This is a genomic window from Rossellomorea pakistanensis, from assembly GCF_016908495.1.
Lineage (GTDB): Bacteria > Bacillota > Bacilli > Bacillales > Bacillaceae_B > Rossellomorea > Rossellomorea pakistanensis.
In genome coordinates this window covers 171,689-196,531 of record NZ_JAFBDZ010000006.1, presented here as the reverse complement: position 1 = coordinate 196,531, position 24,843 = coordinate 171,689, and the positions used below count along the sequence as shown (strand labels likewise).

Annotated in this window: 24 protein-coding genes; 9 read left to right on the top strand and 15 right to left on the bottom strand. The window is 35.7% G+C overall.

Annotation, left to right across the window (positions count from 1 at the left end; all coding sequences use genetic code 11):
* The first annotated feature begins 56 nt into the window (after window positions 1-56).
* The gene (locus tag JOC86_RS22235) at window positions 57-458 is read left to right on the top strand and encodes an RND transporter (protein ID WP_205175313.1); all 402 of its coding nucleotides are present in this window, start codon (window positions 57-59) and stop codon (window positions 456-458) included.
* 60 nt (window positions 459-518) lie between these two features.
* Here JOC86_RS22235 and JOC86_RS22230 read toward each other — a convergent pair whose 3' ends face one another.
* The gene (locus tag JOC86_RS22230) at window positions 519-1,046 is read right to left on the bottom strand and encodes a GNAT family N-acetyltransferase (RefSeq protein WP_205175312.1); all 528 of its coding nucleotides are present in this window, start codon (window positions 1,044-1,046) and stop codon (window positions 519-521) included.
* A 197-nt stretch (window positions 1,047-1,243) separates the two neighbouring features.
* Between JOC86_RS22230 and JOC86_RS22225 the strand changes: the two genes are divergently transcribed.
* Complete coding sequence (locus JOC86_RS22225; protein WP_205175310.1) at window positions 1,244-1,717, top strand: hypothetical protein; 474 nt, start codon at window positions 1,244-1,246, stop codon at window positions 1,715-1,717.
* On the top strand, window positions 1,714-2,202 hold the full coding sequence (locus JOC86_RS22220; RefSeq protein ID WP_205175308.1) for a hypothetical protein: 489 nt from the start codon (window positions 1,714-1,716) through the stop codon (window positions 2,200-2,202). Before JOC86_RS22225 ends, JOC86_RS22220 begins: the two co-directional genes overlap by 4 nt.
* A 138-nt stretch (window positions 2,203-2,340) precedes the next feature.
* Here JOC86_RS22220 and JOC86_RS22215 read toward each other — a convergent pair whose 3' ends face one another.
* On the bottom strand, window positions 2,341-2,733 hold the full coding sequence (locus JOC86_RS22215) for a DUF3139 domain-containing protein (protein WP_205175306.1): 393 nt from the start codon (window positions 2,731-2,733) through the stop codon (window positions 2,341-2,343).
* A gap of 190 nt (window positions 2,734-2,923) precedes the next feature.
* Between JOC86_RS22215 and JOC86_RS22210 the strand changes: the two genes are divergently transcribed.
* Window positions 2,924-3,601 (top strand): sporulation protein, encoded by a 678-nt coding sequence (locus JOC86_RS22210; RefSeq protein WP_205175304.1) that lies wholly within the window; start codon window positions 2,924-2,926, stop codon window positions 3,599-3,601.
* 667 nt (window positions 3,602-4,268) lie between these two features.
* Window positions 4,269-6,419, top strand: coding sequence for a penicillin-binding protein (locus tag JOC86_RS22205; protein ID WP_205175302.1), 2,151 nt, complete (start codon window positions 4,269-4,271; stop codon window positions 6,417-6,419).
* 49 nt (window positions 6,420-6,468) lie between these two features.
* Here JOC86_RS22205 and JOC86_RS22200 read toward each other — a convergent pair whose 3' ends face one another.
* Window positions 6,469-7,824 carry an arsenic transporter gene (locus JOC86_RS22200; RefSeq protein ID WP_205175299.1) on the bottom strand — a complete coding sequence of 452 codons (1,356 nt, stop codon included), beginning with the start codon at window positions 7,822-7,824 and terminating at the stop codon, window positions 6,469-6,471.
* Between the two features lie 407 nt (window positions 7,825-8,231).
* Here JOC86_RS22200 and JOC86_RS22195 point away from each other — a divergent pair, with 407 nt between their 5' ends.
* Entirely contained in the window at window positions 8,232-8,417 is a 186-nt protein-coding gene (locus tag JOC86_RS22195; protein ID WP_205175297.1) for a small acid-soluble spore protein H, read from the top strand.
* 76 nt (window positions 8,418-8,493) lie between these two features.
* Here the strand turns inward: JOC86_RS22195 and JOC86_RS22190 are convergent, their stop codons facing one another.
* Window positions 8,494-8,958, bottom strand: a complete 465-nt coding sequence (locus JOC86_RS22190; RefSeq protein WP_338021805.1) for a DUF3574 domain-containing protein — start codon at window positions 8,956-8,958, stop codon at window positions 8,494-8,496.
* 409 nt (window positions 8,959-9,367) lie between these two features.
* Between JOC86_RS22190 and JOC86_RS22185 the strand changes: the two genes are divergently transcribed.
* Window positions 9,368-9,874: a sporulation protein gene (locus JOC86_RS22185; protein ID WP_205175295.1), complete on the top strand. Its 507-nt coding sequence runs from the start codon at window positions 9,368-9,370 to the stop codon at window positions 9,872-9,874.
* 358 nt (window positions 9,875-10,232) lie between these two features.
* Here the strand turns inward: JOC86_RS22185 and JOC86_RS22180 are convergent, their stop codons facing one another.
* The 3 genes from JOC86_RS22180 to JOC86_RS22170 form a co-directional block, all read right to left on the bottom strand.
* Window positions 10,233-10,559: a DUF2834 domain-containing protein gene (locus JOC86_RS22180; RefSeq protein ID WP_205175285.1), complete on the bottom strand. Its 327-nt coding sequence runs from the start codon at window positions 10,557-10,559 to the stop codon at window positions 10,233-10,235.
* A 240-nt stretch (window positions 10,560-10,799) separates the two neighbouring features.
* Entirely contained in the window at window positions 10,800-11,648 is an 849-nt protein-coding gene (locus JOC86_RS22175) for a YihY/virulence factor BrkB family protein (RefSeq protein WP_205175283.1), read from the bottom strand.
* A gap of 15 nt (window positions 11,649-11,663) precedes the next feature.
* Complete coding sequence (locus JOC86_RS22170) at window positions 11,664-12,065, bottom strand: YtxH domain-containing protein (RefSeq protein WP_205175281.1); 402 nt, start codon at window positions 12,063-12,065, stop codon at window positions 11,664-11,666.
* A 448-nt stretch (window positions 12,066-12,513) separates the two neighbouring features.
* On the opposite strand from JOC86_RS22170, the gene JOC86_RS22165 reads away from it, so the two are divergent.
* Window positions 12,514-12,741 (top strand): DUF1128 family protein, encoded by a 228-nt coding sequence (locus JOC86_RS22165; protein ID WP_205175279.1) that lies wholly within the window; start codon window positions 12,514-12,516, stop codon window positions 12,739-12,741.
* Between the two features lie 273 nt (window positions 12,742-13,014).
* Here JOC86_RS22165 and JOC86_RS22160 read toward each other — a convergent pair whose 3' ends face one another.
* Both JOC86_RS22160 and JOC86_RS22155 read right to left on the bottom strand, forming a co-directional pair.
* On the bottom strand, window positions 13,015-13,527 hold the full coding sequence (locus JOC86_RS22160) for a type 1 glutamine amidotransferase domain-containing protein (RefSeq protein ID WP_205175277.1): 513 nt from the start codon (window positions 13,525-13,527) through the stop codon (window positions 13,015-13,017).
* A 70-nt stretch (window positions 13,528-13,597) separates the two neighbouring features.
* The gene (locus tag JOC86_RS22155) at window positions 13,598-14,926 is read right to left on the bottom strand and encodes a lysine N(6)-hydroxylase/L-ornithine N(5)-oxygenase family protein (protein WP_338021804.1); all 1,329 of its coding nucleotides are present in this window, start codon (window positions 14,924-14,926) and stop codon (window positions 13,598-13,600) included.
* Between the two features lie 355 nt (window positions 14,927-15,281).
* On the opposite strand from JOC86_RS22155, the gene JOC86_RS22150 reads away from it, so the two are divergent.
* A complete protein-coding gene (locus JOC86_RS22150; RefSeq protein ID WP_205175275.1) occupies window positions 15,282-15,413 on the top strand; it encodes an FbpB family small basic protein in 132 nt (43 codons plus the stop codon).
* A 584-nt stretch (window positions 15,414-15,997) separates the two neighbouring features.
* On the opposite strand, the gene JOC86_RS22145 is transcribed toward JOC86_RS22150, so the two are convergent.
* The 6 genes from JOC86_RS22145 to motA form a co-directional block, all read right to left on the bottom strand.
* A complete protein-coding gene (locus JOC86_RS22145) occupies window positions 15,998-18,505 on the bottom strand; it encodes a PAS domain S-box protein (RefSeq protein ID WP_205175273.1) in 2,508 nt (835 codons plus the stop codon).
* Between the two features lie 455 nt (window positions 18,506-18,960).
* A complete protein-coding gene (locus JOC86_RS22140; RefSeq protein ID WP_205175271.1) occupies window positions 18,961-20,055 on the bottom strand; it encodes a PfkB family carbohydrate kinase in 1,095 nt (364 codons plus the stop codon).
* Between the two features lie 121 nt (window positions 20,056-20,176).
* Window positions 20,177-21,562: an alanine/glycine:cation symporter family protein gene (locus JOC86_RS22135; protein WP_205175269.1), complete on the bottom strand. Its 1,386-nt coding sequence runs from the start codon at window positions 21,560-21,562 to the stop codon at window positions 20,177-20,179.
* 777 nt (window positions 21,563-22,339) lie between these two features.
* The gene (locus tag JOC86_RS25100; protein WP_275583427.1) at window positions 22,340-22,465 is read right to left on the bottom strand and encodes a hypothetical protein; all 126 of its coding nucleotides are present in this window, start codon (window positions 22,463-22,465) and stop codon (window positions 22,340-22,342) included.
* A 784-nt stretch (window positions 22,466-23,249) separates the two neighbouring features.
* Window positions 23,250-24,011: a flagellar motor protein MotB gene (motB, locus tag JOC86_RS22130; RefSeq protein WP_205175267.1), complete on the bottom strand. Its 762-nt coding sequence runs from the start codon at window positions 24,009-24,011 to the stop codon at window positions 23,250-23,252.
* Window positions 23,992-24,789: a flagellar motor stator protein MotA gene (gene motA, locus JOC86_RS22125; protein WP_205175259.1), complete on the bottom strand. Its 798-nt coding sequence runs from the start codon at window positions 24,787-24,789 to the stop codon at window positions 23,992-23,994. The genes motB and motA overlap by 20 nt, the downstream gene beginning before the upstream one ends.
* Window positions 24,790-24,843: the final 54 nt, after the last annotated feature.

The window sequence follows — 24,843 nt, the reverse complement described above, 5'->3', positions numbered from 1 at the left end:
ACTGAAAAAGTAGAGTATCCTAGAAATATAATGACAATATCTTGAGGAGGCATAAAATGGGGGAATCAAATAATCCAAAAGCCCTTAATTGGACGGTTTTTACGATTTTAGTGTTATTCGGTCTTATAGGTCTATCCGAAATGAGTGGATTGGATCAAGTTGAACAATCCACTTTAACATTTAGGTGGAATACAATAAATACATTTTTGCTCTGTGTATTTGTACCTTTTTTTCTTCTGTTAATGTTGGGCTGGAAACGGATGTTTCCTTATAACGTCCCACTTGCTTTGATACTCCTCGGTGTCCTTTACGCCTTAATATTTCTAACATTCACAAGGGGTTGGGTTGGCCTAGTAGGGCTAATGGGTTTTTTCATTGCACTTGTTGCGGCAATCGGTTTAGTAATCTTTCATACCATATATTTTTTTGTAAAAGGACGTAAAACGACAAGCCTTTAACTAATAATCGAAGAAATAATACAGTTTATTATCAAGCAATTTTTTGTATGATTTCTTTCCCTATTTTCTTGAAACAACTAATGATTTCCCCATAATGACATATGGGGTAGCGTCAACTGAAGAAGGTATAAATGATTCTTTGACAACTACCCACTCTAAGTTTTGGTATAAAGTACGGGCCGGAATATTCTTTTCCTGTGTCGTTAAGATGGCCGTTTTGTGTTCAACTCCTTCTAGTAGCTTTCCTACTAATAATTGTCCCAAACCACTTCGTCTAATGGAAGGGTGAACCGCTAATTCGACAACTTCAAAACAATTTTCCAACCAAGCTTCCAACTCATGGGGATTTAGTTGTTTTGCAAGTAAATCTCTATAATATTGTCCTTCCAATGATGTATAACCATATGAATATCCAATCATTTCTTTTTCTTGATTAAAAGCTACAAAACCTCTAAAGCCTTCATAATTTGAATGCCTTTTTAACCTACCCAAAAAATCGGTTCCTTCCTTATTCCATATATCATTATAGAGAAAAGCGATTTCATCAAACATAAAATCACTTCCATCAAGCTGTTTTACCTTAAACATTTTCATGCAACTCCTTCCTTACCCTTTTTCTATGTATTCTCTAAATATAAGTTCTCTTATTTCTATTAAATTCCTTCTCAATCATACACCCACGGTTCTCAAAAACTTTTTTATTAATCAATAGACCATTCAGCAGAATTTAGTATATTTCCTTGCCAAATAACAAATAATAGCAATTGTTAAGAGGGAGGTTCAGTATGGCATTTTCGATATTTATTTTACTTACATTTCTTACTTGCACACTATTTGTCGCTATGAAAAAAGAATTAACGATTGTAGAAAATACTTTTATCTATTTACTCATTCTCGTTTTAAGTATTAATGTCTCATGGATCGTGAGTCATGAATTGAAATTCATTGAAGTAACAAAGGAGCCGGTCAACAACACAGCTTTTCTCTTTTATAGAAGTGTTATTTTACCAATGATATTAGTTGTTTATGTAAATTTCATTCAAAAAGTCAATACCATTACACGGTCCTTACTAATAACAATCGCTTCCTTAATCATCATGCTTTTATTAAGTGGGTTAACCGTCTATTTTGATATCTTCACTTATAAAAAATGGAATTTTGGTTATGATTTACTCTATTTTGTCTTTCTCCAATGGATTGCATATTATGCTTTTAAATTCATCCGCAAAGTTGAGGATCGTGAGGTGAAGTACTCATGATACAGTGGGAAAGCTTCGATAAAAACGAAATTTGGATATTAATTTTACTAGTCATCACTTATATTATTGCAGGACTTCTTCCTAAGAAATTACCACGTAATATTGCCCTATTAAGTTTTTTATGGGGGATTGCTAGCGGGATGTTGTTTGACTTTACGATCGGGGGAGGATTACTTGATTATTATAAGGTGAATGATACACATGGCTATGGAATATTTGATTTTCTTTATTATCTTTTATTTGCTCCATTCAGTTATTACTTTATCTATTTTTATGAAAAATTTGAAATCAATAAAAAATCCTTTGTATGGTATGTGCTTGGATGGAGCATTCTAGGATTGGGAATGAATTGGTTTTTATCAAAGCTAGGTATCATTCATTTCCAACATGGCTATAAGCTTTCTTATTCCTTTTCTGTGTTTCTTTTTATCCAAACCATAACGATTCTTTACTATGAGTTAATAAAATATAGAAAAAAAGGGTGAAGGAAGCTATTTCATATAACTTATGAATTGGTTAGAACTAGCCATTTCCGTTTCGAGGCTGTCTCAAAAGAGTTCGACAGCCCCGGGACACTATCCTCTCAACTACCACAATATTTCCCTACAGTGAGGACCGTGACATCAATAACAATCCCTAACCATATGTTTCCTTTCAGTGCTGTATTTTACTTCATATGCATTTGTATCGGGATTAAAATATTCACAGCTTTGTTGAATTTTCCCTGAATTCCTCCACTGAATATATAAATACTTTTCTCCCGGTTCATCCTTAAAAATGACGGTAGCAATGGTTCCTTTTATTCGATTTGTATTTCTCTTCATATTATAAGAGCCTTGAACCTGTACCCAATCACTTTTATTATAGCCCTCTATTAAGAGTTGTTCTTTAGTTGCCTTTTCCATTAATAAATCTCGTAATGGATTGCCTTTTAATGCGTCATAGATAAATAGAGGAAATCCAATAATAAATAATAGTATGAAAGTAACAATCCAACGTTTAGGATTCTTTTTCAATTATTAACTCTCCCTTCCTGACAAAACAAAAAATTCAAAAAAGTATTAATAAGTGTAATATTACACTTATTAATACTTTTTTACAACATATTCAGGTTAAATTATATTAATCTCTAAAACTTTTTATCTAATTGAATAAATAATGTTTCGATTAATTCTGATTCAACAAATTTTTTGAGGTGATGAAAGAATGTCAATTTTCAAGAAGGTTATTGCTAGTGTTGGATTCGGTTCAGCGAAGGTTGATACCAAAGTAAAGAATCATTACATTACACAAGGAGAAACCCTTGAAGGAGTAGTAGAGATTACAGGTGGAGCTACTGAACAAAAGATTGAAGCGATCAATCTTCATTTAATGACTTTATATGGACATGAAGGAAGTGATCGTCTTACGAATACAGTAGTTTATTCACATAAAGTGAATGAGCCGTTTACCATCTCTGAAGGGGAACGTAAGGAAATTGAGTTTTCTTTCAGAGTACCACTAGATACTCCTATGACAATGAAACATCCAGGGACAGGTCAAAATGTGCCGCCTGTTTGGATTGATACGGATGTCGACATCAAAAATGCGGTAGATTTAAAGGACAAGGATTATATCTCTGTTGAGCCAACGGAAACGCATGAAAATATTATTGATGCGATCAAGATTATTGGCTTTAAATTTAGACAAATGGAGAACCAAGAGGCCCCTGTATACATTAAAACAAGTAAACCTTATGTTCAACAGTTCGAATTCCTCCCTACTTTTGGGAAATACATAAACAAGCTTGATGAACTTGAGGTTTATATCCTAGAGGGTGAGGAAGAAACTTTGAAGTGGATAAGAAGAGTAAAGGCGCATTTGCCTCCATTCAAGAAAAATTAATAGAGGCTATGTTACGTTTAAAAATAAAGAAATCATCCATAATCGACGCCATGTAAGTGATCGATTTGAACAAATTATCGATAGTGTGCTATAGACTTTAGACTTTGGCGTCCATATGAGGTACGGAACCGCTGAGAAATATCCATATACATAAGTAGTGGTTCCTGACTCCTTGGTTTTGGACAGCCCCTAGTATTTAAGTTAAATATTCCTTGGTTTCTATCATTCTCCCTAAATTCGTTGGCTTACAGGAGTAAATTCGATCAACCAACAATCCTGATATTCCCCTTCATACCATTCCTGTTTATCCTTTCTATCATTCTATGTCCTCTACTAACAGTTGGATTTTTTTCTTCTTTTCACTTGAATAAGCATTATCTACTGATGAACCGAAAGCAAAACATAAAAAATTATTTTCGGAATTTCCTACTCCCCACTTATCTGAGTTGATCTTTTCCCTCCCCCTTCATTCTTACTTGAGAATTCCGACCTATTTCGACACGATTCGATATCTATGAATAAATGTTCATACTTTTTACATTTTTTTGATGATAGCGAAAAAATAGTTAGTCATTTAGAACCTTTTATCAAAAAAGGAAAATTTTTCTTCGGTTTTTAAGTTACAATACAATTTGGAAAAATGCTAATTAAGGTAGGTTGTTGAATAATGAAATCTAATAGACACATGATGAGGATGAATGGAACCATTTTATTTTTCCTCTTTGCACTACTTTTTTTTATTGTATTTATTCGTTTTCTATCCATTCAAATTACGCGAGAGGCTGAAGGAAGAAATTTACTTACAGAAGCAGAAAAGAAATATCGAAAGAACGACATCATTGAATCAAGCAGAGGGACTATATACGATCAAAACAATATCATTATCGCGGAAGACGGGTATTCCTACAAATTAACGGCCATTTTAGATCCCACCGTAACCTTCGATCCCCATAATCCCCTCCATGTCAAAGATCCTAAACGCACGGCAACGATATTATCAAAGTATCTTGATATGAGTAAAAAAGAGATTTTGGAAAGATTATCTCAAAAGCATGTTTTTCAAATCGAATTTGGTATCGCAGGACAGGGCATTTCCGATCAATTAAAAAGAAAAATAGAAAAAGAAAACCTTCCTGGTCTCACGTTTATTAAGGAGCCTAAAAGAAATTATCCTAATGGGTACTTTGCTTCACACTTAATTGGATTTACGCAGAACCTGGAAACAAAAAATGGCACCAAGCAAATAGGGATGTTAGGAATTGAAAAGAGTTTAAATGCCGTCTTAGCAGGAAAAGATGGACAGGTAAATTTTAATAGTGATGTTTGGGGGTACTTGCTTCCAAATGGAAAAAAGCATGTTACACCGCCTCAAAATGGAAACGATGTCCATTTGTCCATTGATAAAAAGATTCAGGTATATATGGAAGAAACCTTAGACAAGGTTGAAAAAGAATATCAGCCTAAACAGATGTTTTCAATTGTTTCAAATCCTAAAACAGGTGAAATTCTTGCTATGGGTCAGAGACCTACTTTCAATGAAAATCTCGATGGACTCGATCATAATTGGAACAACTTTATAGTGGAATCCAGCTTTGAACCTGGTTCCACTATGAAAGCGTTCTCTTTAGCGGCTGCTGTTGATAGTCATTCTTTTAACCCCAATGCTACCTATCAATCTGGTAAATATTTTGTTTCGGGCTATCCGAATCCGATTAAAGACTGGAATAACGGGGCTGGCTGGGGGACTGTCACATTTTTAGAAGGAGTACAAAGATCCTCCAATGTTGCTTTTGCTAACCTCCTTCAACTCATAGGTGTAGAGCGGTATAAAGAGTATCTAGGTGCCTTTCAATTCGGAAAAAAAGTAGGAATTGACCTCCCTAATGAAGCTTTAGGCAAGATTTTATATGACTATCCGATTGAAAAAGTCACGACTATCTTTGGTCAAGGCTCGACGGTTACAGCCCTCCAAATGATTCAAGCGATTTCAGCTATTGCAAATGATGGAAACATGATGAAGCCACAAATCATTTCAGAAATCGTGAATTCATCAACAAAGGCTGTTATTAAGCAATTTGAACCGAAAGTAGTAGGCACGCCAATTTCAAAAGAAGCAGCGAGATTAACACGCCAATACTTAGCCACAACGGTTTCATCAGCTAAAGGAACAGGACAACTATTTAATATTCCCAATGTTCAGGTAGCCGGTAAATCTGGTACAGCTCAAATTTCAAACCCTGATGGAGGAGGTTACTTAACAGGTCGAGAAAATTATCTTTTTTCTTTTATCGGTATGGCTCCTGCCGATGATCCTGAAGTCGTAGTATATGTAGGAATTCAACAACCAGAATTACCTCCATCTGAAATTGGATCTGTTCCTGTAGCCAAATTATTTAATCCTATTATGGAGAAGAGCTTAAAATATAGAAAAGTTCAAAGTAAGGAGACTCCAAAAGTCCAATCAGAAATGGTCCCTTCTCTTAAAGGTGAAACCGTCTCCAATGCTAGAAAAATTTTGATAGAAAAGGGCTTCACTCCTATTATCCTAGGTACTGGTGACATGATAATGAAACAATCGTCTAAGAAGGGAACAAAGCTTCTACCTAATGAAAAAGTGATCTTAACAACAAACGATCAATTAACCATTCCAGATATGACTGGATGGTCTATACGTGATGTTTCAAAAGTAGCTAGCCTCACCAATCTAACTCTCAAAATAGAAGGCTCAGGCTTCTTAATGGAGCAAAGCATCAAGGCTAATAGAGAATTAGAGGAAAACGATGTCTTAAAGGCATCATTTGAACAGCCTACTCAATAAACAGTTGAAAGTCCTTCTTCGATTAGGAAAAGTGTTTGTTTAGCTAAGATTAACCAAAGAAAAGTTGCACCCAAAAGTATAACAAAAATAATGTTACAAATAAGGTTAATGGAACGGCAATTAACGATATGCTTAAATAATCTTCCCATTTCACTTTAATCTTATTTTCCCTTAAGATATGCATCCATATTAAGGAGGCCAAGGTTCCTACAGGCAATAGCAATGAACCGATGTCGCTTCCAACAATACTGGCAAGATACATAGTCTTTAATGTAATGGGATCGAGATTCATTTCTGTTAAGGTAATCGTACCTATCAATAAGGCCGGATGGTTATTAAAAAGGTTGGATAAAACAGAGATCAATCCACCCATTAGAAAGGTTGCTTCAAATAATCCTTGCTCTGCAATCGGCTCACTTATTTGCAAGAGAAGATCGGTTAATCCGGAATTATGGAGGCCATATATGATGACATACATAGAAAAAGCAAATATCAGTATATGCCACGGTGTTTTTTTCAATATATCAATAGGATTTGTACGAAGGTGGTACCATCTCCCTATAAGTAAAACGAGTGACCCAAGTACAGCTACAATTTCGATTGGAATAGAAAAGAAGGATGAAATAAAAAGTGAACATCGCACGAAAAAGACAAACAGAATTATTTTTAGCATGAAATGAGTTCGTTGTTTTTTGGTTTCAACCGAGATCCTTCCCTTCAAGGGGTGAAAGTTTTTTGTGAAAAATATTTGTTCAATATCATAGGCTGAATTTGGGAGTCGTTTTGGTAGTTTCTTTTTTACTAATATAAACATGAACCAGGACATAAACAACAACCCTGCCATTGCTGGTACAAACATCATCGCAGTATGCATATACAAGGACATATGAACAATTTTCAATGCAATTAAGTTCACAATGTTACTAACCCCGATAGGAGTACTTGAAGCCGTTGCTATAAGGGCACCGGTTAATAAGTATGGAATTTGTTGATGAGGTTTTAATCGTAGATTTTTCAAGAGTAAAATTAAAATCGGAGTCGTGATTAGGATACTGCCGTCATTATTAAATAATAGAGTCATCAAAAAGCACAACAACTGAATATACCAATATAAACGATAGCCTGACCCTTTAGCTAATACAGCAAGTCGTGCAGCTGCCCAGTGGAAAAACCCAAAGCTTTCTAATATTACAGCCATAACAATTGTGGCAATAATCGTAATGGACGCGCCACCAATTTTATGAGTAATGTCTATCAAATCAGCTTGTGATACGACCCCAGTTAATAAAATAATTGCCGCACCAAACGAAGCTGGCCACGCTTCATTGATTCCATTTGGCCGCCAAAATATAACCAACGTTGTCATTAGGAAAACTAAAACGGAAATCAAGATGTCAACATTCATTGCCCTTAACCCTTCTCTATATAATATTTAAGCAGCTCAACATATGCCACTTGTCCGATATTATATGCAACTCTATTAAGAAGGACCTTGATAATAGACTAATTTTTGTCATTTTGGATGTTTATCATATGAGGGTGTATATCATTTATAGGTATATACCTTAATTCGAATTTATTAATAGATTACGAGTTAGGTAAAGGAATGGATAGCGATGTCAAATAATTTCTTTAATCCTTTGATCATCTAAGACCATCAAACCAAACCTCCATTATATGAAATTGCCTAATACCATTTTGACACTTGGTATTATTAGTTTGTACTAAAAATTGGATTTAACTAGTTGAATACTTTCATCATTTGAAGTACATATTATAACTGTTTACATATCTCAGAAGGAGGTCTTTTTGATGAACAAACAACGCGCACAAGAGATTGCCAGTTCACCGGTAATGGCTAACGTTACCTACAATGAGGTACCGATCTATATCCAAAATGTCGATGATCACAATGAAACAGCCAGGATTTATCCACTTGATCAACCTGCGAATGAGCAAGATGTTCCTCTTGCACAGCTAAAAGAACATCAACAATAATCGCAAATAAGAGTGACTCAAATGAGTATCTATATCCATATGGTTACCGATCTCTTTCTGAGTCACCATTTTTCTATTATTCAATAAAGAACATTTTCCCGTTCACTTCAATTGAAACAGAAGACTGCTTCATCTCTTTTTTCAAATACCTTGCATAATTCACTACTTCTTTAAGATTTTTCTTATTCAAATCTTCAGCAAAACTGTAGACAATTGTAACTTTCTCCTTAACCAACTCATTATCATCAGATAGCCATGATCCAGTCCCATCAATGGCAGTGGCTCCACCAAACATTTCCGAGAATTTTGCCAATGTCTCATTCACATAAGGTGTATTATCAATGGGTTCATCCATATCATAGGTTGATGGCACATAAATTTTCACTGTTTCTTCTAAGTAGAATTGCCCCTTTAAGGGAGAGGTTTGTTTGACTTCAGAAGCTTCTTTTTGATCTGCAGCATAAAAAGGACTCCCTAAGAAAACAATGATCAAAATCGGGATCATCCAATAAAAGATTTTTTTTGTTTTCAAAATAGCCACTCCTTCCTTTTTTTCAATCTTTATTATATCTGTGATAATCAGGATAAAAAGGTAAATAATTACTATATATTAAAATATAGGTTTTTAGTATGAAAGATTGAGGTTCTCCCCTACTTCTAGGAATTATTTTTGAGAATAAGATATTGATTGACAAAGAAATAGGGTATCATTTATGATGTTGTTAAAGATGAATAATCGTTCTCCTAAAGGGGAGTAGCTTTTACAATAAAGTCGTCATTTCGGAGTCTTATACTCTCGGCTTTATTGACAACAATCCGTTGTTAGCCAGACCTTTACCAATTGGTAAAGGTCTTATTTTATAGAAAAAACCTTTACCCATGTTGGTAAAGGTTTTTTTCATCTTAAGATGTACTTCACAATCTTCTAAGATAGAAAGGAAGACCAAAACTTGAAAGAAGAAAAAGGAACGTTGGCTAGTTTAAAAAACAAAGAAGAGCTGCTAAATGATCAAACACAAATAGAAAAAATAGAAAAACTTCTTGATAAAAAATGGAGGCGAAAGAAAATGATGCTGAGAAAATACATGTCGATTATCGGAATTGGAGCGGCAAAAATAGACCTTGTTCTTCCACAAAATACGTACCGCTTAGGAGAATGTATCCAGGGTTACTTCCTAATCAAAGGCGGGGTGATTGAACAAAAGCTGAAAAGAATTGAATGTGATTTGGTAATGGTAGACCAAACAACCGGAATTGAAAAAGTGATGGACACCATCAATATTTTAACATCCAAATTCATTCATTCAGAGGAAACGAATCAACTATCTTTTAAGTATAGGCTGCCATCCGATCTCCCGCTCTCAACAAAAGAAATATCGTACCATTTTAAGACCAGGCTTTTCTTTAATGAAGGCGTCGATAGCAGAGACCAGGATGTTATAGAAATTATTGAGTAATGGAAGGGAAATTTCCTTTTAAGTAATTCTTCCGCTTAAAACTAGGGATTACAAGGATTACACTATATGAACTTTTCTCACTCTAGACACGGCTTCCATTAGATACCTATTTATATAAACTCACAATAGAGCTGACACCATCTTTATTAGTGTCAGCCTTTTTGAATTATGGTCGAATTTTATCTTTTATTGTCGAGCGGACGATATAACAGGTAAATCGGACAGATTAATTAGCTTTACGGACAAATTAGTAGCGGTTCCGGACAAAAAATGACTAGCTCTACATCTCTAGTTCTTTCATTATCCTGTACGAAATAACTTTCATTGGCTTTTACTGTTATCCATTATTCTATCAAATCTATATTCCATTTATCTTTTGCACATACCTTTCCCTAAAATAAAGAAACAACGGAAGACCAAATGAAACCCCAACCGTTACTGTCGCAATCATGTAAACCCCTAAATTTCTCATTCCTATACGTTTCCCTTCAAATAACACAAAGGCTATTAACACGAGCATTGATACAATAACATCCATTCCAAAGAAAGAAGAAATTTTATTTACAAATAGTTGATCGACAAAAAGCTCAACATCTAAACCATTCTCAAAAATGAACGGAATAAAGTAATAGTAGGGACAAATAGCACCGAGTACAGCTAAAATCAAATAGAGATTCCTTTTCATAGATTCACCTCTTCATCCATTACGGTTCACTGTATAATTCTATGCAGAAGAGAATTATCCTTTAACATAAAAAACAACAGACAAAATTCATCTGCTGCTCAAAGGGATCTTTTTATTTGACTCTTTTCGTAATAATTGTTGTTTTTTGAAAAGGAGTTAGTTGGTTTCTTAAAAAACAGCCATCTTATTAGAAAACATCCTTTTCTAATAAAACAAAAAGGTTTACGAATACTGCTTTATTCACTTACAATCCCCATCATCATCTTTAATATGAACAATCGCATTAATTTGACCGCCAATCATCAGGATGATTCCCGATAGATAGAACCATATCATTAGTACGATAATTCCTCCTATACTTCCATATGTAGCAGAGTAATTGCCGAAATTACTAACATAATACGAAAAGGCAAGTGAAACAAAAACCCAACCGAATGTTGCAAATACCGCTCCTGGAAAAGCACTTAAGCATTTAATCTTTTTACTTGGAGCAAAAAAGTAAAGTCCTACAAACACAATAAAAAGGATGATTGGACTTATGGTAAAGCGAAGCCCATTCCAAATTGCTAAGAACTGCTCAGAGAATCCGGCTTGTGAAAATAAAAATACGCCGATTTGTTTCCCAAAGACCGGTAGTAAAAGGGCAATGACGAATACAAAAATCATCGCAATCGTTAAAGCAATCGACATTAATCTCATTACGATAAAGGATCGGGTCTCTTCGACTTGATATGCACGATTAAATGATTTTACAATCGCATTCATCCCATTAGAAGCTGACCATATAGTGGCTATGATACTAAAGGACAAAATCCCGCCGTTACGATTTTCTAAGATCTCCTCTAACGTCCCTTCAATTAAGGTGATCGTCTCACCAGGTGCAAAACCTCGAATCACGTTTAGGATATCCTCTTGAGAAAACGGGAGATATGGTAATAATGAGACTAGAAAGATTAATAGCGGAAAAAGGGACAATAGAAAGAAATAAGAAAGTTGTGCGGCTAAACCTGGTAGATCCGCAGCCATGATTTTCTGAATCAGCTTCTTAAAAAAGGCTCCGACCCCGTGGTTCTCTTTGGCATTTGTCATCATCTCACCTCATAATTAATACCCCTTAAACGGTTCACTCCCAACACGATTAAGCTCTTCCTGGCTTTCTTCTTCTGTGAATACTTCTTTGTAATTTTCAGAAGACGTATGAAGGGTATCCTTTGTTTCATCAATGATTTCCTTTACCTGTGGAGTGATTTCTCTAATATCTTCAATCTTGTCGTTAATAAATTTGACATCTTCCTCAATTTGTCCCGCCGTTGTTCTAATCTTTTCATAAATTTCCTTCGAAGACTCGACAACCAATTGTGGATGCTTGGCATAGCGGGAAAGCTCTGTTCCACAGCTTTTCGTCATCTCTACTACTTCTTCCCTTGTTTGTCGGTCCAATAAACTGACAAGACCTCCAACTGCTGCACCAATTAAAACTCCTGTAAAAAATTTATTCTTCCCCATAGCCTTTACCTCCGATTATAAGTTATGTTCTTTTTTCATAGGCTCTTTTCGTAGAGATTGTTGTTTCTTGAGAATAAACATTTGACCGTTCCTTTCCGCTACAGGCACTTACTTTCCGCGGGGAGGAAGTCAAGCCTCCTCGACTTTTCCTCTGCATCCCGCAGGAGTCAAGTGCCTTCCGCTCCAATCCACTCTTCGTTTTCAATAGTGTTAAAAGCAACAAACTTTTAGAAAAGAGCCTTTCAATAAAATTCGTTTGCTACGCTCAAAATAGGATTTCCTTAAATATAGGAAGTATTATTATTTTACCTTTCTTTTCTATTGTAAAACATTTTAGGGAAAATTAATAAAGATTGAAGCAAACATCTGTCATTTTAAATCCTGTTGACAACCTGTTAGATTAATGAAAAGATTACATTATCTATTGTGTGCGAAAGGATGAACGACTGTGGATTTGACAAAGAAATCACCTGAAAATGTAGAATATATGATCGACCAAATCAAGCAAAAGCTGCGTATGGCGAATGTGGGAGCCATCAAACCAAACCATTTTGACAGTGAAATGTATGAAGAATTAAAGGATATTTACGAAATGGTTGACAGAAAAGATCGCTTTAGCCCAAGTGAAATGCAAGCAATCGTTGAAGAACTAGGACAATTGCGTAGAAAACAATAAAGTCGAGAGAGTGATCTATTATGTGGATCACTCTTTTTTTAGGGGATAGGTTGAAATTATTGATTTAAAACTTTTTTCTTAAAATTCCCCCTGAACACTGGTATTTTACTAGCCATGTCGGAAGAATGAAAGCGTTTATGATCAACTTCTAGTGTTCTATTTTCAACTTTCTTCCCCCTACAATTTCTCGACAACGATCGACAATACGGGACATATTTATAAAAGGCAACTCCCTCACGATAAAGTATTAACGTTAAGGGAGTTGCCCCCTAATTATTTCAATAAATTAAGTGATTCTCTCGTAAAAGCTGGAATATCATCAGGCTGCCTGCTTGTGACAAGCTGATTCCCACATATAACAACTTCCTCATCTCGATAATTCACACCTGCATATTCCATATCAACTCTAATAGATTGATAGCCTGTTGCTGTTCGACCCTCTAATGTTTTAGCTGTAATGAGAATCTGCGGACCATGACAGATGGCGAATACGGGCTTGTTATTATCCATAAAATGCTTAGCGAACTTCACAAAACGATCATCCGCTCTTAAGATGTCTGGAGAAAACCCTCCAGGTAGAAACAGTGCATCGAAATCACCAGGGAGAACATGATCAATCCCGGCATCGACTGAAACAGTGGCTACACCTTGTTTTCCTTCCACCTTATTCCCTTCTTCTTTCTCAATGGTCACAACTTTATGGCCAGCTTCCCTAAATGCCTTTGCAGGTTCCGTATACTCTTTATCCTCAAACATCGTTGTAATTAGACAGGCAATTTTAGCCATGACTCGTCATCTCCTTTTTTTGATGAATCAATCTAATCTACTTATTCCCGTTTGATTGGAAGTAAAACATTTAAGAATCTTGGTCCATTGTAAATTGAGAGAATATCGTATTTCTCTGAAGCGGGTACACCTCTTCTCGGGCGATATCATTAATCACCTGAATATTCCTATCCACTGCTAAACCTAAATTAGTTGCCCCTGCTCCATGGGAATGCTCAAGATTTTTTAAGGTGTAAAAATGATGGGAACGAGAATGTTCTTTTTCGTCTTTATAAACAAGCTTATAGTCTCGAGAAACCTTAAATCTCTTCTCATCTTCCCATTGAATTTTTTCACCAAAACGGTTATTAAACCAAGACGGAATATTCGGTATATACCCTGTCGCTAAAATTACTTTATCACTCTCATATTGAAAAGATTGTTCCACCTGCCATTGACGACATTTTAAGGAATATCCCTCTTCTATTTTGAAGATTTCTTCGATTTCCGTTAAAGGCTGGATGGTAATGTTGTCTTTTTTATCCCCTATTGAACGATTATATAAAATGTTATAAATATTGTTTAATGTCACTGGATCAATTCCATTTCGAAGATGGTCCAGTGTATCTAAAGCGGCAATCCTTTGATTGAAGCTTAATTGATGGAAATAATCAATATAATCAGGGGCAAAGAACTCCTGGCCGAGCTTAGAAGACTCCAATTGAAGAATTCCCTCTGAACGTGTCAGCCAAGTAAGATGATATTCATGCTTATCCTGCTCTTTTAATAAATCATAAAATACTTCTGCAGCACTCTGACCAGAACCAATGATGGTAATCACAGAACCTTTTACTGTCGTGTCTTTATGAAAAAGATAATGACTTGTATGGTGAACATCTTCTTGTGGCAATCCTGACATTCCTTCTAATACAAGTGGTTTAGTCCCAGTACCTAATACCACATGACGACTGTAATATTCGGTTACTTTATGTGTACCATTGTCACGTACGACTACTTTGTAACAATTACCTTCTTCCATCACATCTATCACTTCATAGTCAAAATAACAAGATGATAACTGCTCCACAACCCATTGCGCATAATGATTGTACTCTTGGCGCGGGATCTCTAATCTATGAAAAAAGAAAAACTGATACATCCGGTTTTGACTATGTAAATAGTTTAAAAAGCTATATTGACTTTTGGGATTAGCAAATGTAACAAGATCAGCAATAAATGGAACCTGTAAATCAGTCAAATCAATCAGCATTCCTGGATGCCATTCAAATTGTGATGTTTGATCAAAAAATTTCGCGTTTAAATCGGTTTTTTCTTCTATTAATGCCGCCAAACTCAAATTATAAGGTCCTATCCCAATACCAATGACATCTAATAGTTCTTTTTTTCTCACCTTCTTCACTCTCTTTTCTCATCATAATAAGGGAGCATTTATTAAATGATGTACTTTTTCTTCAACCACAAATTATTTTTGTAAACAATATACCCATTTCCTTTATTCGTAATCGACCTTCCTAAAAAAAATGCCCTCCCCTTTCATATAAGCTCTACCCGTCTACTCACTAAAATATTATTAATTCTTATTTATTTTGGAATAAAATTAACGATTGACTTTCACTGAACACAACCTTTGTTAAGCCACTTAATTCTGCCATGCCCCAAAAAAATAATTAAATTTTCTAAAAGTTGTAACAATTAAGACGTTTTTCATATCATAATAACTGTTAAAATCTAATTAAAGGAAGGTGATATGAATGTTGAGAAATCCAAAAAGACGCTCTCTTGCCGAGCTTGTGTCAGAAAATAAACGTCAGCTCCTGAAGGATCGTGCAGCAATGGAAAGAATTGAAGAACGCCTTGAGAAAAAAAGACTTAGCAAGGCTGAATAAAGATCTGTATTTCCTTCTTCGAAATCAATCGATTAATAGATGGAGCAATAGGTAACATCGCTTCCCCTAATGATAGAAATATATTTAGAAGCTCATATCCACCATACAAAACTAGAATCAAAGTTGTTGGACAATGAGCTTTTTGTTTTAGTATCCTTATCAGGTGAACTCAGGAATTCCCTGTTTTTATTTGTTGAACATTTAACTATTCTAAAATTTTTCGGTTTATTCAACAGAAACTATCATTTCCCGGAAAATAAAGACATATTTTCACATCTAATACTGATGATTTCCATTGTATATGTCGAAGAAGAAGGGGTTCTGGTTTGAAGGAATATCCGATAGAACAGTTAATGTATTGAAATATATAATAATGAGTGGGTTACGGATTAGAGGGAGATATAGTCGATACTCTTTATGTGCTTAACTCACCTTTTTTGGAGGAAAACTCTCACTTTTATGCGTCGATTCCCTGCTTTTTCTAGCCTAAACTAAGCCTAATAATTGCACCAGATACTAAATTAAACTAAAAAAGCCCTACTCCCAAATAACAAAGGAGCAGAGCCTTAACATATAATATCTCTTTATTTTGGATTTTGTGCTAACGGAAGGCTAATTTCCACTCTTGTACCTTGATTAATTTTACTGTTGATTGTGATGGCCCCTTGATGTTCCTTAATAATTTTTTGACAGATCATTAATCCTAGGCCAGTTCCTTTTTCTTTCGTACTGTAGAATGGTTCTCCTAGATGTTTCATTCTTTCTGGCGAGATTCCATCACCTGTATCTTGAATGATTAGCTTTGCAAATTGGTCATTCTTTTCTAATATCACTTCTAATAAGCCACCTTTTGGCATTGCCTCTAGCGCATTTTTCATGACATTCAGAATGACTTGCTTAATTTCATTAGGATCACAGTAGATTATTGCTTCTTTAACTGAAAATTTCACGTCTACCCCTTGTTTTAAACACTCTATTTTGATGAATTCAACAGAGTTCGTCAGAAGGGTTGTCAAGGAATTTGAGGTGTAATGTACAGCTCTAGGCTTTGCTAAAGCCAAAAACTCATTCGTGATAATTTCAATTCGTTCTATCTCACCTTGAATAACTTCAAGATAAAAATCATCATCTACCTGCTCTTTGATTAATTGAAGAAATCCTTTTAATGTGGTCAATGGATTTCGAATTTCATGGGCTACACCTGCTGCAAGCTGACCAATCATTGCGAGCTGTTCCGATTTCTTTAATAAATCTTCGTTTTTCTTTTTCTCAGATAGGTCACGGATAATGGCGGAAATCCCCATTAAGTTGCCCTTTTCATTTAAAATTGGATTCAAGTTAAAGGATATATAAACTGGTGTTTTGTCTTTTCGGTAGCGAACTGTTTCAAAATCCTTTATCCTTTTCCCTTGCTTTACCGCTTTTAAATTCTGTTTAAATTGGTGAACCTGATCCCTTTTATGGATGAGTGTAATATGTTGCCCAGTAACTTCCTCCTTTGAAAAACCAAACATTCTTTCAAAGTGATGATTTACCTTCAAAACATTTCCCTCTGGATCTAATAAAGCAATGCCATCACCAGCATGTTCAAAATAAGCTTCAAGCAACTCCTTGGCTTCGATTAACTCTTCTTCTATCTTTGTTTTCTCTGTGATATCCCTTCCTACTAAATAGATTCCGATAACTTCTCCATTAATTCGGACGGGTATATTGGAAACAGAAATATGGCTTAATGATTGATCTGCATTGTTCATGACAGTATGATATCTTTGCGGTTCCCCTTTAAGAGATTCTTCAAAATAATAGAGAGCTTCATCTGTATAGCCTTCAGCTATAAACGAGCTAAAATGCTGTCCAATTATTTCTTTTGGCACCACCATTCTCATCTGTTCTTTTACAGTTGGGTTAACCTCTTGGACAATTCCATTCGTATCAATGAAGAAGATATTGTCTGGGTTATAATTTACAATCGATCGGTACTTTTGTTCTTTTTCTTCTAGTTTCTTTTGGGCATCTTTTAACAGAGAAACATCGGTAATAGAACAAATAATCTCAATAACATTGCCTTCTTTTATGACTGGTACTACTGAAGCGATGTATGCCATATGACGGTTCACACCTTCATAAGTCATTTCCATCCCTGTTTCCCAAACTTTTTGCAGGATAGGGAATCGCTTTCCAAAATGGTTTGCATCAAACACTTCCTGGATCGGTTTCCCAACGATTGAATCTGTTTGATCTTTCATCTTCTGTAGCAAATCACCGGCAGCCATTGTGATCCTAAAATCATCGCCTTGTTTGATGAATTTATAAGTAATCGTTTTTTGCATTTTAAGGGTGGTCTCAAGCTCAACCTTAAGAGATAATAACTCTTTTTCAAACTTCTTTTTGTCTGTGATATCGTGCATAATAAGACCTAGTGTTCGAATACTACCATTTTCATCGTAGTTAGCAGGTGAAACCGTAATGCTTAGTGTACATTCACCACCTTCAGGAAGCGGAAATGTTTCTTCTATTCCAGAGATGCTCCTTCCGTTAAACCCTTCTTGAATAAGAGAGGAGAACGAAGTATGGATAAACAGAGGGTGATCTAAGAACTTGGCACCAATGAATTCATGGTTCAGCTGAAACTTTTCTCTAAAGGAAGGATTAATCTCTAAAACTTCTTTGTTATCATCAATGACACACACATACGTCGGCGAATTCACAATAAGTGATTCATATATAGCCGCCTTAGATAAAGGATCCATTTTACTTAAATTAGGATCTTTAGCGGATGTAGATTCGAGTTCATTATTAGATGAAATCGATGAGATTAATGGAATAATATAAACAATTCTGTTGCCTGGTGTTTTTTTCATTGTTTTAATTTGTAATAAGGTTTGATCAACAGATATTGTGTTTTGGTACTCATTTAAACTTAGAATGCTTTCCTTATGTTGATGTACCAAGATAGAAAAAAGGTCTTTATGGTGATTATTCAACTCAATCCAGCTCTCATTACTTTCGATGACCTGGAATTTGTCGTTTAGTAAAACAGTAGGGTAAGGTATTTCAGATAATTGAATGTTTACGATTGATGAGTTCTGCATAGCAACTCCCTCTAGAAATATTAATCTAGATACATTTTACCCTATCCTAGTCTATATATAAATGAAGGATAGGGATATTTTGTACTATGAATATTTTAGGCAAGCAGAATAGCCTTTTTCGTAACATATCATTTCACACGAATAAAGTGCTGACAGAAAGACTTTTCTTTCATCAGCACTTTAGCGATGACGAATTATAGATTTGCAGAGTTCAATGATAAAGCAATTCAAGCGCCTGCTAAAGAAATGATTTACTAAAGAATATTTGCATCAATGCTCTGTCCTCTTGTTAGCTCTTTCACCTTCGAAAATAACTTCCCCACTGACATTCAAGGTTTTCGCCTCATTTAATGCTTAAGCAATGACAGTATTCATCCAAACTTCTTCTTCCACTTTTACTTTCAATAGACCATCTGAATATTCAATCCATTTAGTTAAGTTCATGATACACTTCTTTAAAAACTAGCATTATATTTTTCTTGCAATATTTGTTTATTTAAATGCTTAGCCACAGTGTCTTTGGATTGAAGGGCGATAGTGGCACATGCAACCCCCACCTTACAAGCACCTTCTACCGATAACTTGTTCACATGTCCATATAACACCCCTGAGACAAGGGCATCTCCTGCTCCTGTTACATCTTTCACTTCAACTTCAGACGGCAGAATAACGCCCGCCTCCCCTATCGATGTATAATATAAAAGACCTTTATCTCCCCTTGAAATCACGACTTTTTCTACTCCCTTTTTCACAATCTGCTCTGCTGCTTTAAAAAAGTCTCCTTCATTTTGAATCGAACAATTCAACAAAGCCTCTGCCTCTTCTTTATTTCCGATAAACCATGTTACCCCTTCCAGTTTGGTAGGGAGCTTTTTAACCTTAGGTGCTGAAACCGGAACGACACATAACGGAATTTGTTCCTCCCGACAACGACGGATGATATATCCGATGACATCCTCTGAAAAATTTGTATCTACTAAAACGAGATCTGAAGAGGATATCAGTCCCCACCTTTTTTCAATAAATCCGATATCAACACGGTTATATAAATTCATATCGGCTAACGCCACAACCATCTCACCACAAGGGTTCAAAATCGCAGAGTAGGTCCCTGTCGTTTCTTTAGGGAACACCTGACATCCTGACACATCTACATAGGAGTGTGTTTGTTCCAATAACCAACTTCCTTCATGGTCATCTCCAACAATGGATATTAAATGAACCTCTGTACCTAGCCTTCCCAGATTTTCTGCGATGTTCCGCGCCACTCCTCCCGGGGAATGACTTGTCTCGGCTGGGTTAGATGTCTTTAATATAATTTCATCCTTCACTTGCAGTTTACGGTCAACATTTGCTCCTCCTATACAGGTAATCCCCTTTTTTTCTGGAATGACATACGCCCTTCCAAGGATCTTTCCTTTTTTAATAAGATTAGAAATATAACCAGCTACAGCCGAACGGGATAGACCTGTTTTTTCCGCCAATTCATTCTGACTAATGTAAGGGTTTTCATCTATAAAATTAAGAAGCTGTTTTTCTTTTTCATTCACCTTTAACCATCCCCTAATTAAACATTTGTCTACATTATAAACTCCTGTTAATAGATCAACAATAAAAGAGACAGAATTCTATTATAAATAATAAAATTCTGTCTCTTGATTCGATTGTTTTTTAAGAAGCTCTTTTATGTTTTCCTATATCTTTTAAGTAGTAGAGATCGGAGGTAAAAAACTCTTCTTTCAATCGTTTTACTTCTTTGCTCAGTAAAAGAATGGCTATTAAATTTGGAATTAAGATGGCAGCTAATGCTAAATCGAGGAATTGCCAAATCACTCTGGCTGCTCCAACAGAGCCTAAAATAATCGCTGCTAAATAGACGAATTTAATGGCATATGCCGCTTTTAACCCAAATAGAAATTCCGCTTGCTTTGCACCGTAAAAAACAATGACGATAATCGTAGATAAGACAAAGAATATCAGCGAAATCGTAACAATTAGTCCACCAGCTTCTCCAAAATATTGTGTAAAAGCGGCAGTCGTTAAGGCGGACGGATCTTTTAAGGCACCTTCTTCTGTCCAAACTCCTGAAGAAAGCACAACAAATGCGGTTGCCGTACACACGATCAGTGTATCAATAACAATTCCGACTATCGACCAAAGCCCTTGTCTTACTGGGTGATCAGTAGTAGCCGCTGCATGTGCAATCGGAGCTGTTCCTAAACCAGCTTCATTAGAATACAATCCTCTTGCAAACCCCCAACGAACCGTTTCCGCTACGGCGACACCAGCGAATCCACCTAATGCAGACATTGGTTGAAAGGCATATGTAAAAATTAAATGAAGAACATTTGGTACTTCTGAAATATTCATAACCAGGACAACTATTGCTGCACCGACATAAATGAGGGCCATAAAAGGCACAAACATCTCAGTGACTTTTCCGATTCGTCGAATTCCTCCGAATACGATAAGTGCGACAATAAAAGCGATAATGGTTCCACTTACCCAACCATCAATGTGAAACGATTCAGTTACAGTGGCAGCGACTGCATTTCCTTGAACCATAATACTTGGAATCAATTCAATCATTAAAGCAAAAGCGAACCATGTACCAAGCCGTTTCATGTTAAGCCCTTTTGTCATATAATACATTGGTCCACCTACATATTCACCTTTCTCATTTTTCTCACGGTATCGTACAGCTAATACACTCTCGGCAAATTTAAGAGACATACCAATAAGAGCAATAACCCACATCCAAAAGACTGCTCCTGGTCCTCCAAACATGATTGCAGCAGGTACACCAACTATATTTGCGGCTCCGATCGTAGAAGACAAAGCCGAAGTTAGCGCCTGTAGCGGGGTGACCGTTCCCTCACCTTTGGGCTTTTTAAAAATACTTCCTATCGTTTGTTGAAAAATATACACCGGGTATCGAAATTGAAGGAATTTCAATTGAAAGGTCATGTATAGCCCTGAAATGGCTAATACAATAATAAGAGGGGGACCCCACAACCAAGCTGAAACATCACCGATGATCTGCAAAAACTCTCGCAAAATTTCTCCTCCTTTGAAATTGCATATCGGATTTATACCCTTAATTCTTCTTCTTAAACAATAAATTTAGAAATAATAAAATTTTCGGATAATTCAAAGAGGGATCTAACAGGAAGAAATCCTTGTTATTTTGAAAATAGAGGCAACTAGGTTGTTGAAAATAGGGAGAATTAAAATCTTTTGCATTCCAAAAAAACATTTGTTAATAGGATTGCTTATGGGGTAATAAAGTGGTTTATTATTTCGTAATGTGTTCTACGGGGGCTTGTTGGGACATCATTTCAGCTTCCATGCATTTTCATGTCATTATAAAGCTTTTTTCTTATCATCATTTTCTCTTTCGCGATTTTTCATGTCATCATAGAACTCTTTTCTTACCATCATTTTCCCTTTCGCGATTTTTCATGTCATCATTATGCTCTTTTCTTATCATCATTTTCCCTTTCGCGATTTTTCATGTCATCATTGAGCTCTTTTCTTATCATCATTTTCTCTTTCGCGATTTTTCATGTCATCATTGAGCTCTTTTCTTATCATCATTTTCTCTTTCACGATTTTTCATGTCATCATTATGCTCTTTTCTTATCATCATTTTCTCTTTCGCGATTTTTCATGTCATCATAAAGCTCTTTTCTTATCATCATTTTCCCTTTCACGATTTTTCATGTCACCATAGAACTCTTTTCTTATCATCATTTTCCCTTTCGCGATTTTTCATGTCATCATAGAGCTCTTTTCTTATCTTCATTTTCTCTTTCGCGATTTTTCATGTTATCATTATGCTCTTTTCTTATCATCATTTTCCCTTTCGCGATTTTTCATGTCATCATTATGCTCTTTTCTTATCATATTTTCCCTTTCGCGATTTTTCATGTCATCATTATGCTCTTTTCTTATCATCATTTTCCCTTTCACGATTTTTCATGTCACCATAGAACTCTTTTCTTATCTTCATTTTCCCTTTTCCGATTTTTCATGTCATCATAGAGCTCTTTTCTTATCATCATTTTCTCTCTCGCGATTTTTCATGTCATCATTATGCTCTTTTCTTATCATCATTTTCTCTTTCGCGATTTTTCATGTCATCATAGAACTCTTTTCTTATCATCATTTTCTCTTTCGCGATTTTTCATGTCATCATTGAGCTCTTTTCTTATCATCATTTTCTCTTTCACGATTTTTCATGTCATCATTATGCTCTTTTCTTATCATCATTTTCTCTTTCGCGATTTTTCATGTCATCATTGAGCTCTTTTCTTATCATCATTTTCTCTCTCACGATTTTTCATGTCATCATAAAGCTCTTTTCTTATCATCATTTTCTCTTATCCGATTTTTCATGTCATCATAAAGCTCTTTTCTTATCATCATTTTCTCTTTCGCGATTTTTCATGTCATCATAAAACTCTTTTCTCACCGTCTTTTTCTCATGCTCGTTTTTTCAAAGCAGCATACCTTTCTACACCGACGTATTCACTTTCGCAGTTTTACACGGCAACATACAGTGCTTTTAAAGTCCCCCCTTCCCATTCTCTTTTAGTTTTGTACTTCATTCTCATGAGGATTTCTTTTACTAGTTATTGATAAAAAAACCTTCAACTCTTGTTGTAACAATAAAAAATGTACAGAAGGCTTTGTGAAAGCCCCTGTACATTTTATTGTTGAAAATCTACCTATTTCATTTTCCCTAAAGTTCCCTAGGTAGAATCAACACCTCTACCCTTCTATTTTGACTACGCCCTGATGCCGTATCATTGGAAGCAATAGGCTGAAATTCTCCAAATCCTTTTGCGCTAAACCATCTAGGATCAAGGTTCTCATTTTTAATAATTATCTTCATAAAATTTACGGCTCTCATTACACTTAATTCCCAGTTGGAATCAAATTCTGCTGTTGCAATTGGGACGTTGTCAGTATGGCCACTTATGATGACATTTCTGGGTGGATCCATTTCTAGTAATTGAGAGAGCTCCATTGCTACAGCAATATCGCTTTCCCCAACTGTAGCAGATCCTGAGGCAAATAAAACATTATCGCGAATCGTCAGTAAAAGCCCCTCTGATGTTAGCTTCGTTGCGAACTGATCCTCTAGATTGTTTCTCTTAATATACTGATTGATTTTTGATTGGATTTCCTTTAGTTCCTCTTGATCCCTTTTAGCCGCAGCTTCTTTTGTATCTTCTTTGATTTTCTCACTGTCCTCTTTCTCTTCTACAGGCACCTGCTTTTCAAGAATTGGTGCATCGTTTTGCATGATACCGGATCCATCTGTGAAGATTTCATTAAATACTTTAGATAGTTCTTGAAATTTCTGGGCATCTACAGAGCTCGATGCGTAAAGTACGATAAATAATGCTAGCAGTAAGGTAAGAATATCGGCATACGGGATTAACCAGGATTCATCGATGTGCTCATCATCACGCTTTTTCTTACGCCGCCTCATCCGCATTCACACCTTCATCTAAAATACTCTTTCGCTCACTTGCCGGTAAATAGGATGCTAGCTTTTGTTCAATAATTCTTGGAGCTTCCCCTTCAATAATAGAAAGGATTCCTTCTATCATCATAAATTTCACTTTCACTTCTTGCTTCGATTTTCTTTTTAACTTATTGGCAAATGGATGCCATAGCACATATCCTGTAAAAATTCCAAGAAGGGTGGCAACGAATGCAGCAGAAATGGCCTCTCCTAACGCTTCTGTATTGTCCATATGACTGAGAGCTGCGATTAAACCTACTACAGCCCCTAAAACACCTAATGTCGGGGCGTATGTCCCTGCTTGTGTAAAGATCGCCGCTCCTGTTTGATGACGTTCTTCCATGGCTTCAATTTCTTCGTTTAAAACATCACGAATATAATCAGCACTTTGCCCGTCAACTGCTAGCCCAAGTCCATTTTTCAAAAAAGGATCTTCCACTTCATTTGTTTTAGCTTCAAGTGCTAACAATCCTTCTTTCCTAGCTAAATCTGCCCATTCAGAGAACGTTAAAATAATATCTTTAGCATCATGACTTTTCTTTTCTTTAAAAAGAATACCAAATAATTTCGGTACTTTTTTTATCTCATTTGTTGGGAACGCGATCACAACCGTTGCAACGGTTCCAAGAATAATGATTAATATTGCAGGAATATTCCATAGCGCTTCTACGCTTACCCCCTTTAAAACCATTCCCACTCCAACCGCAATGATCCCCAATATAATTCCGATAAACGATGTCTTATCCATAATTTCACCCTATACAAATTATTTTCTACTTTTAATATCGGAAAATAGAACCAT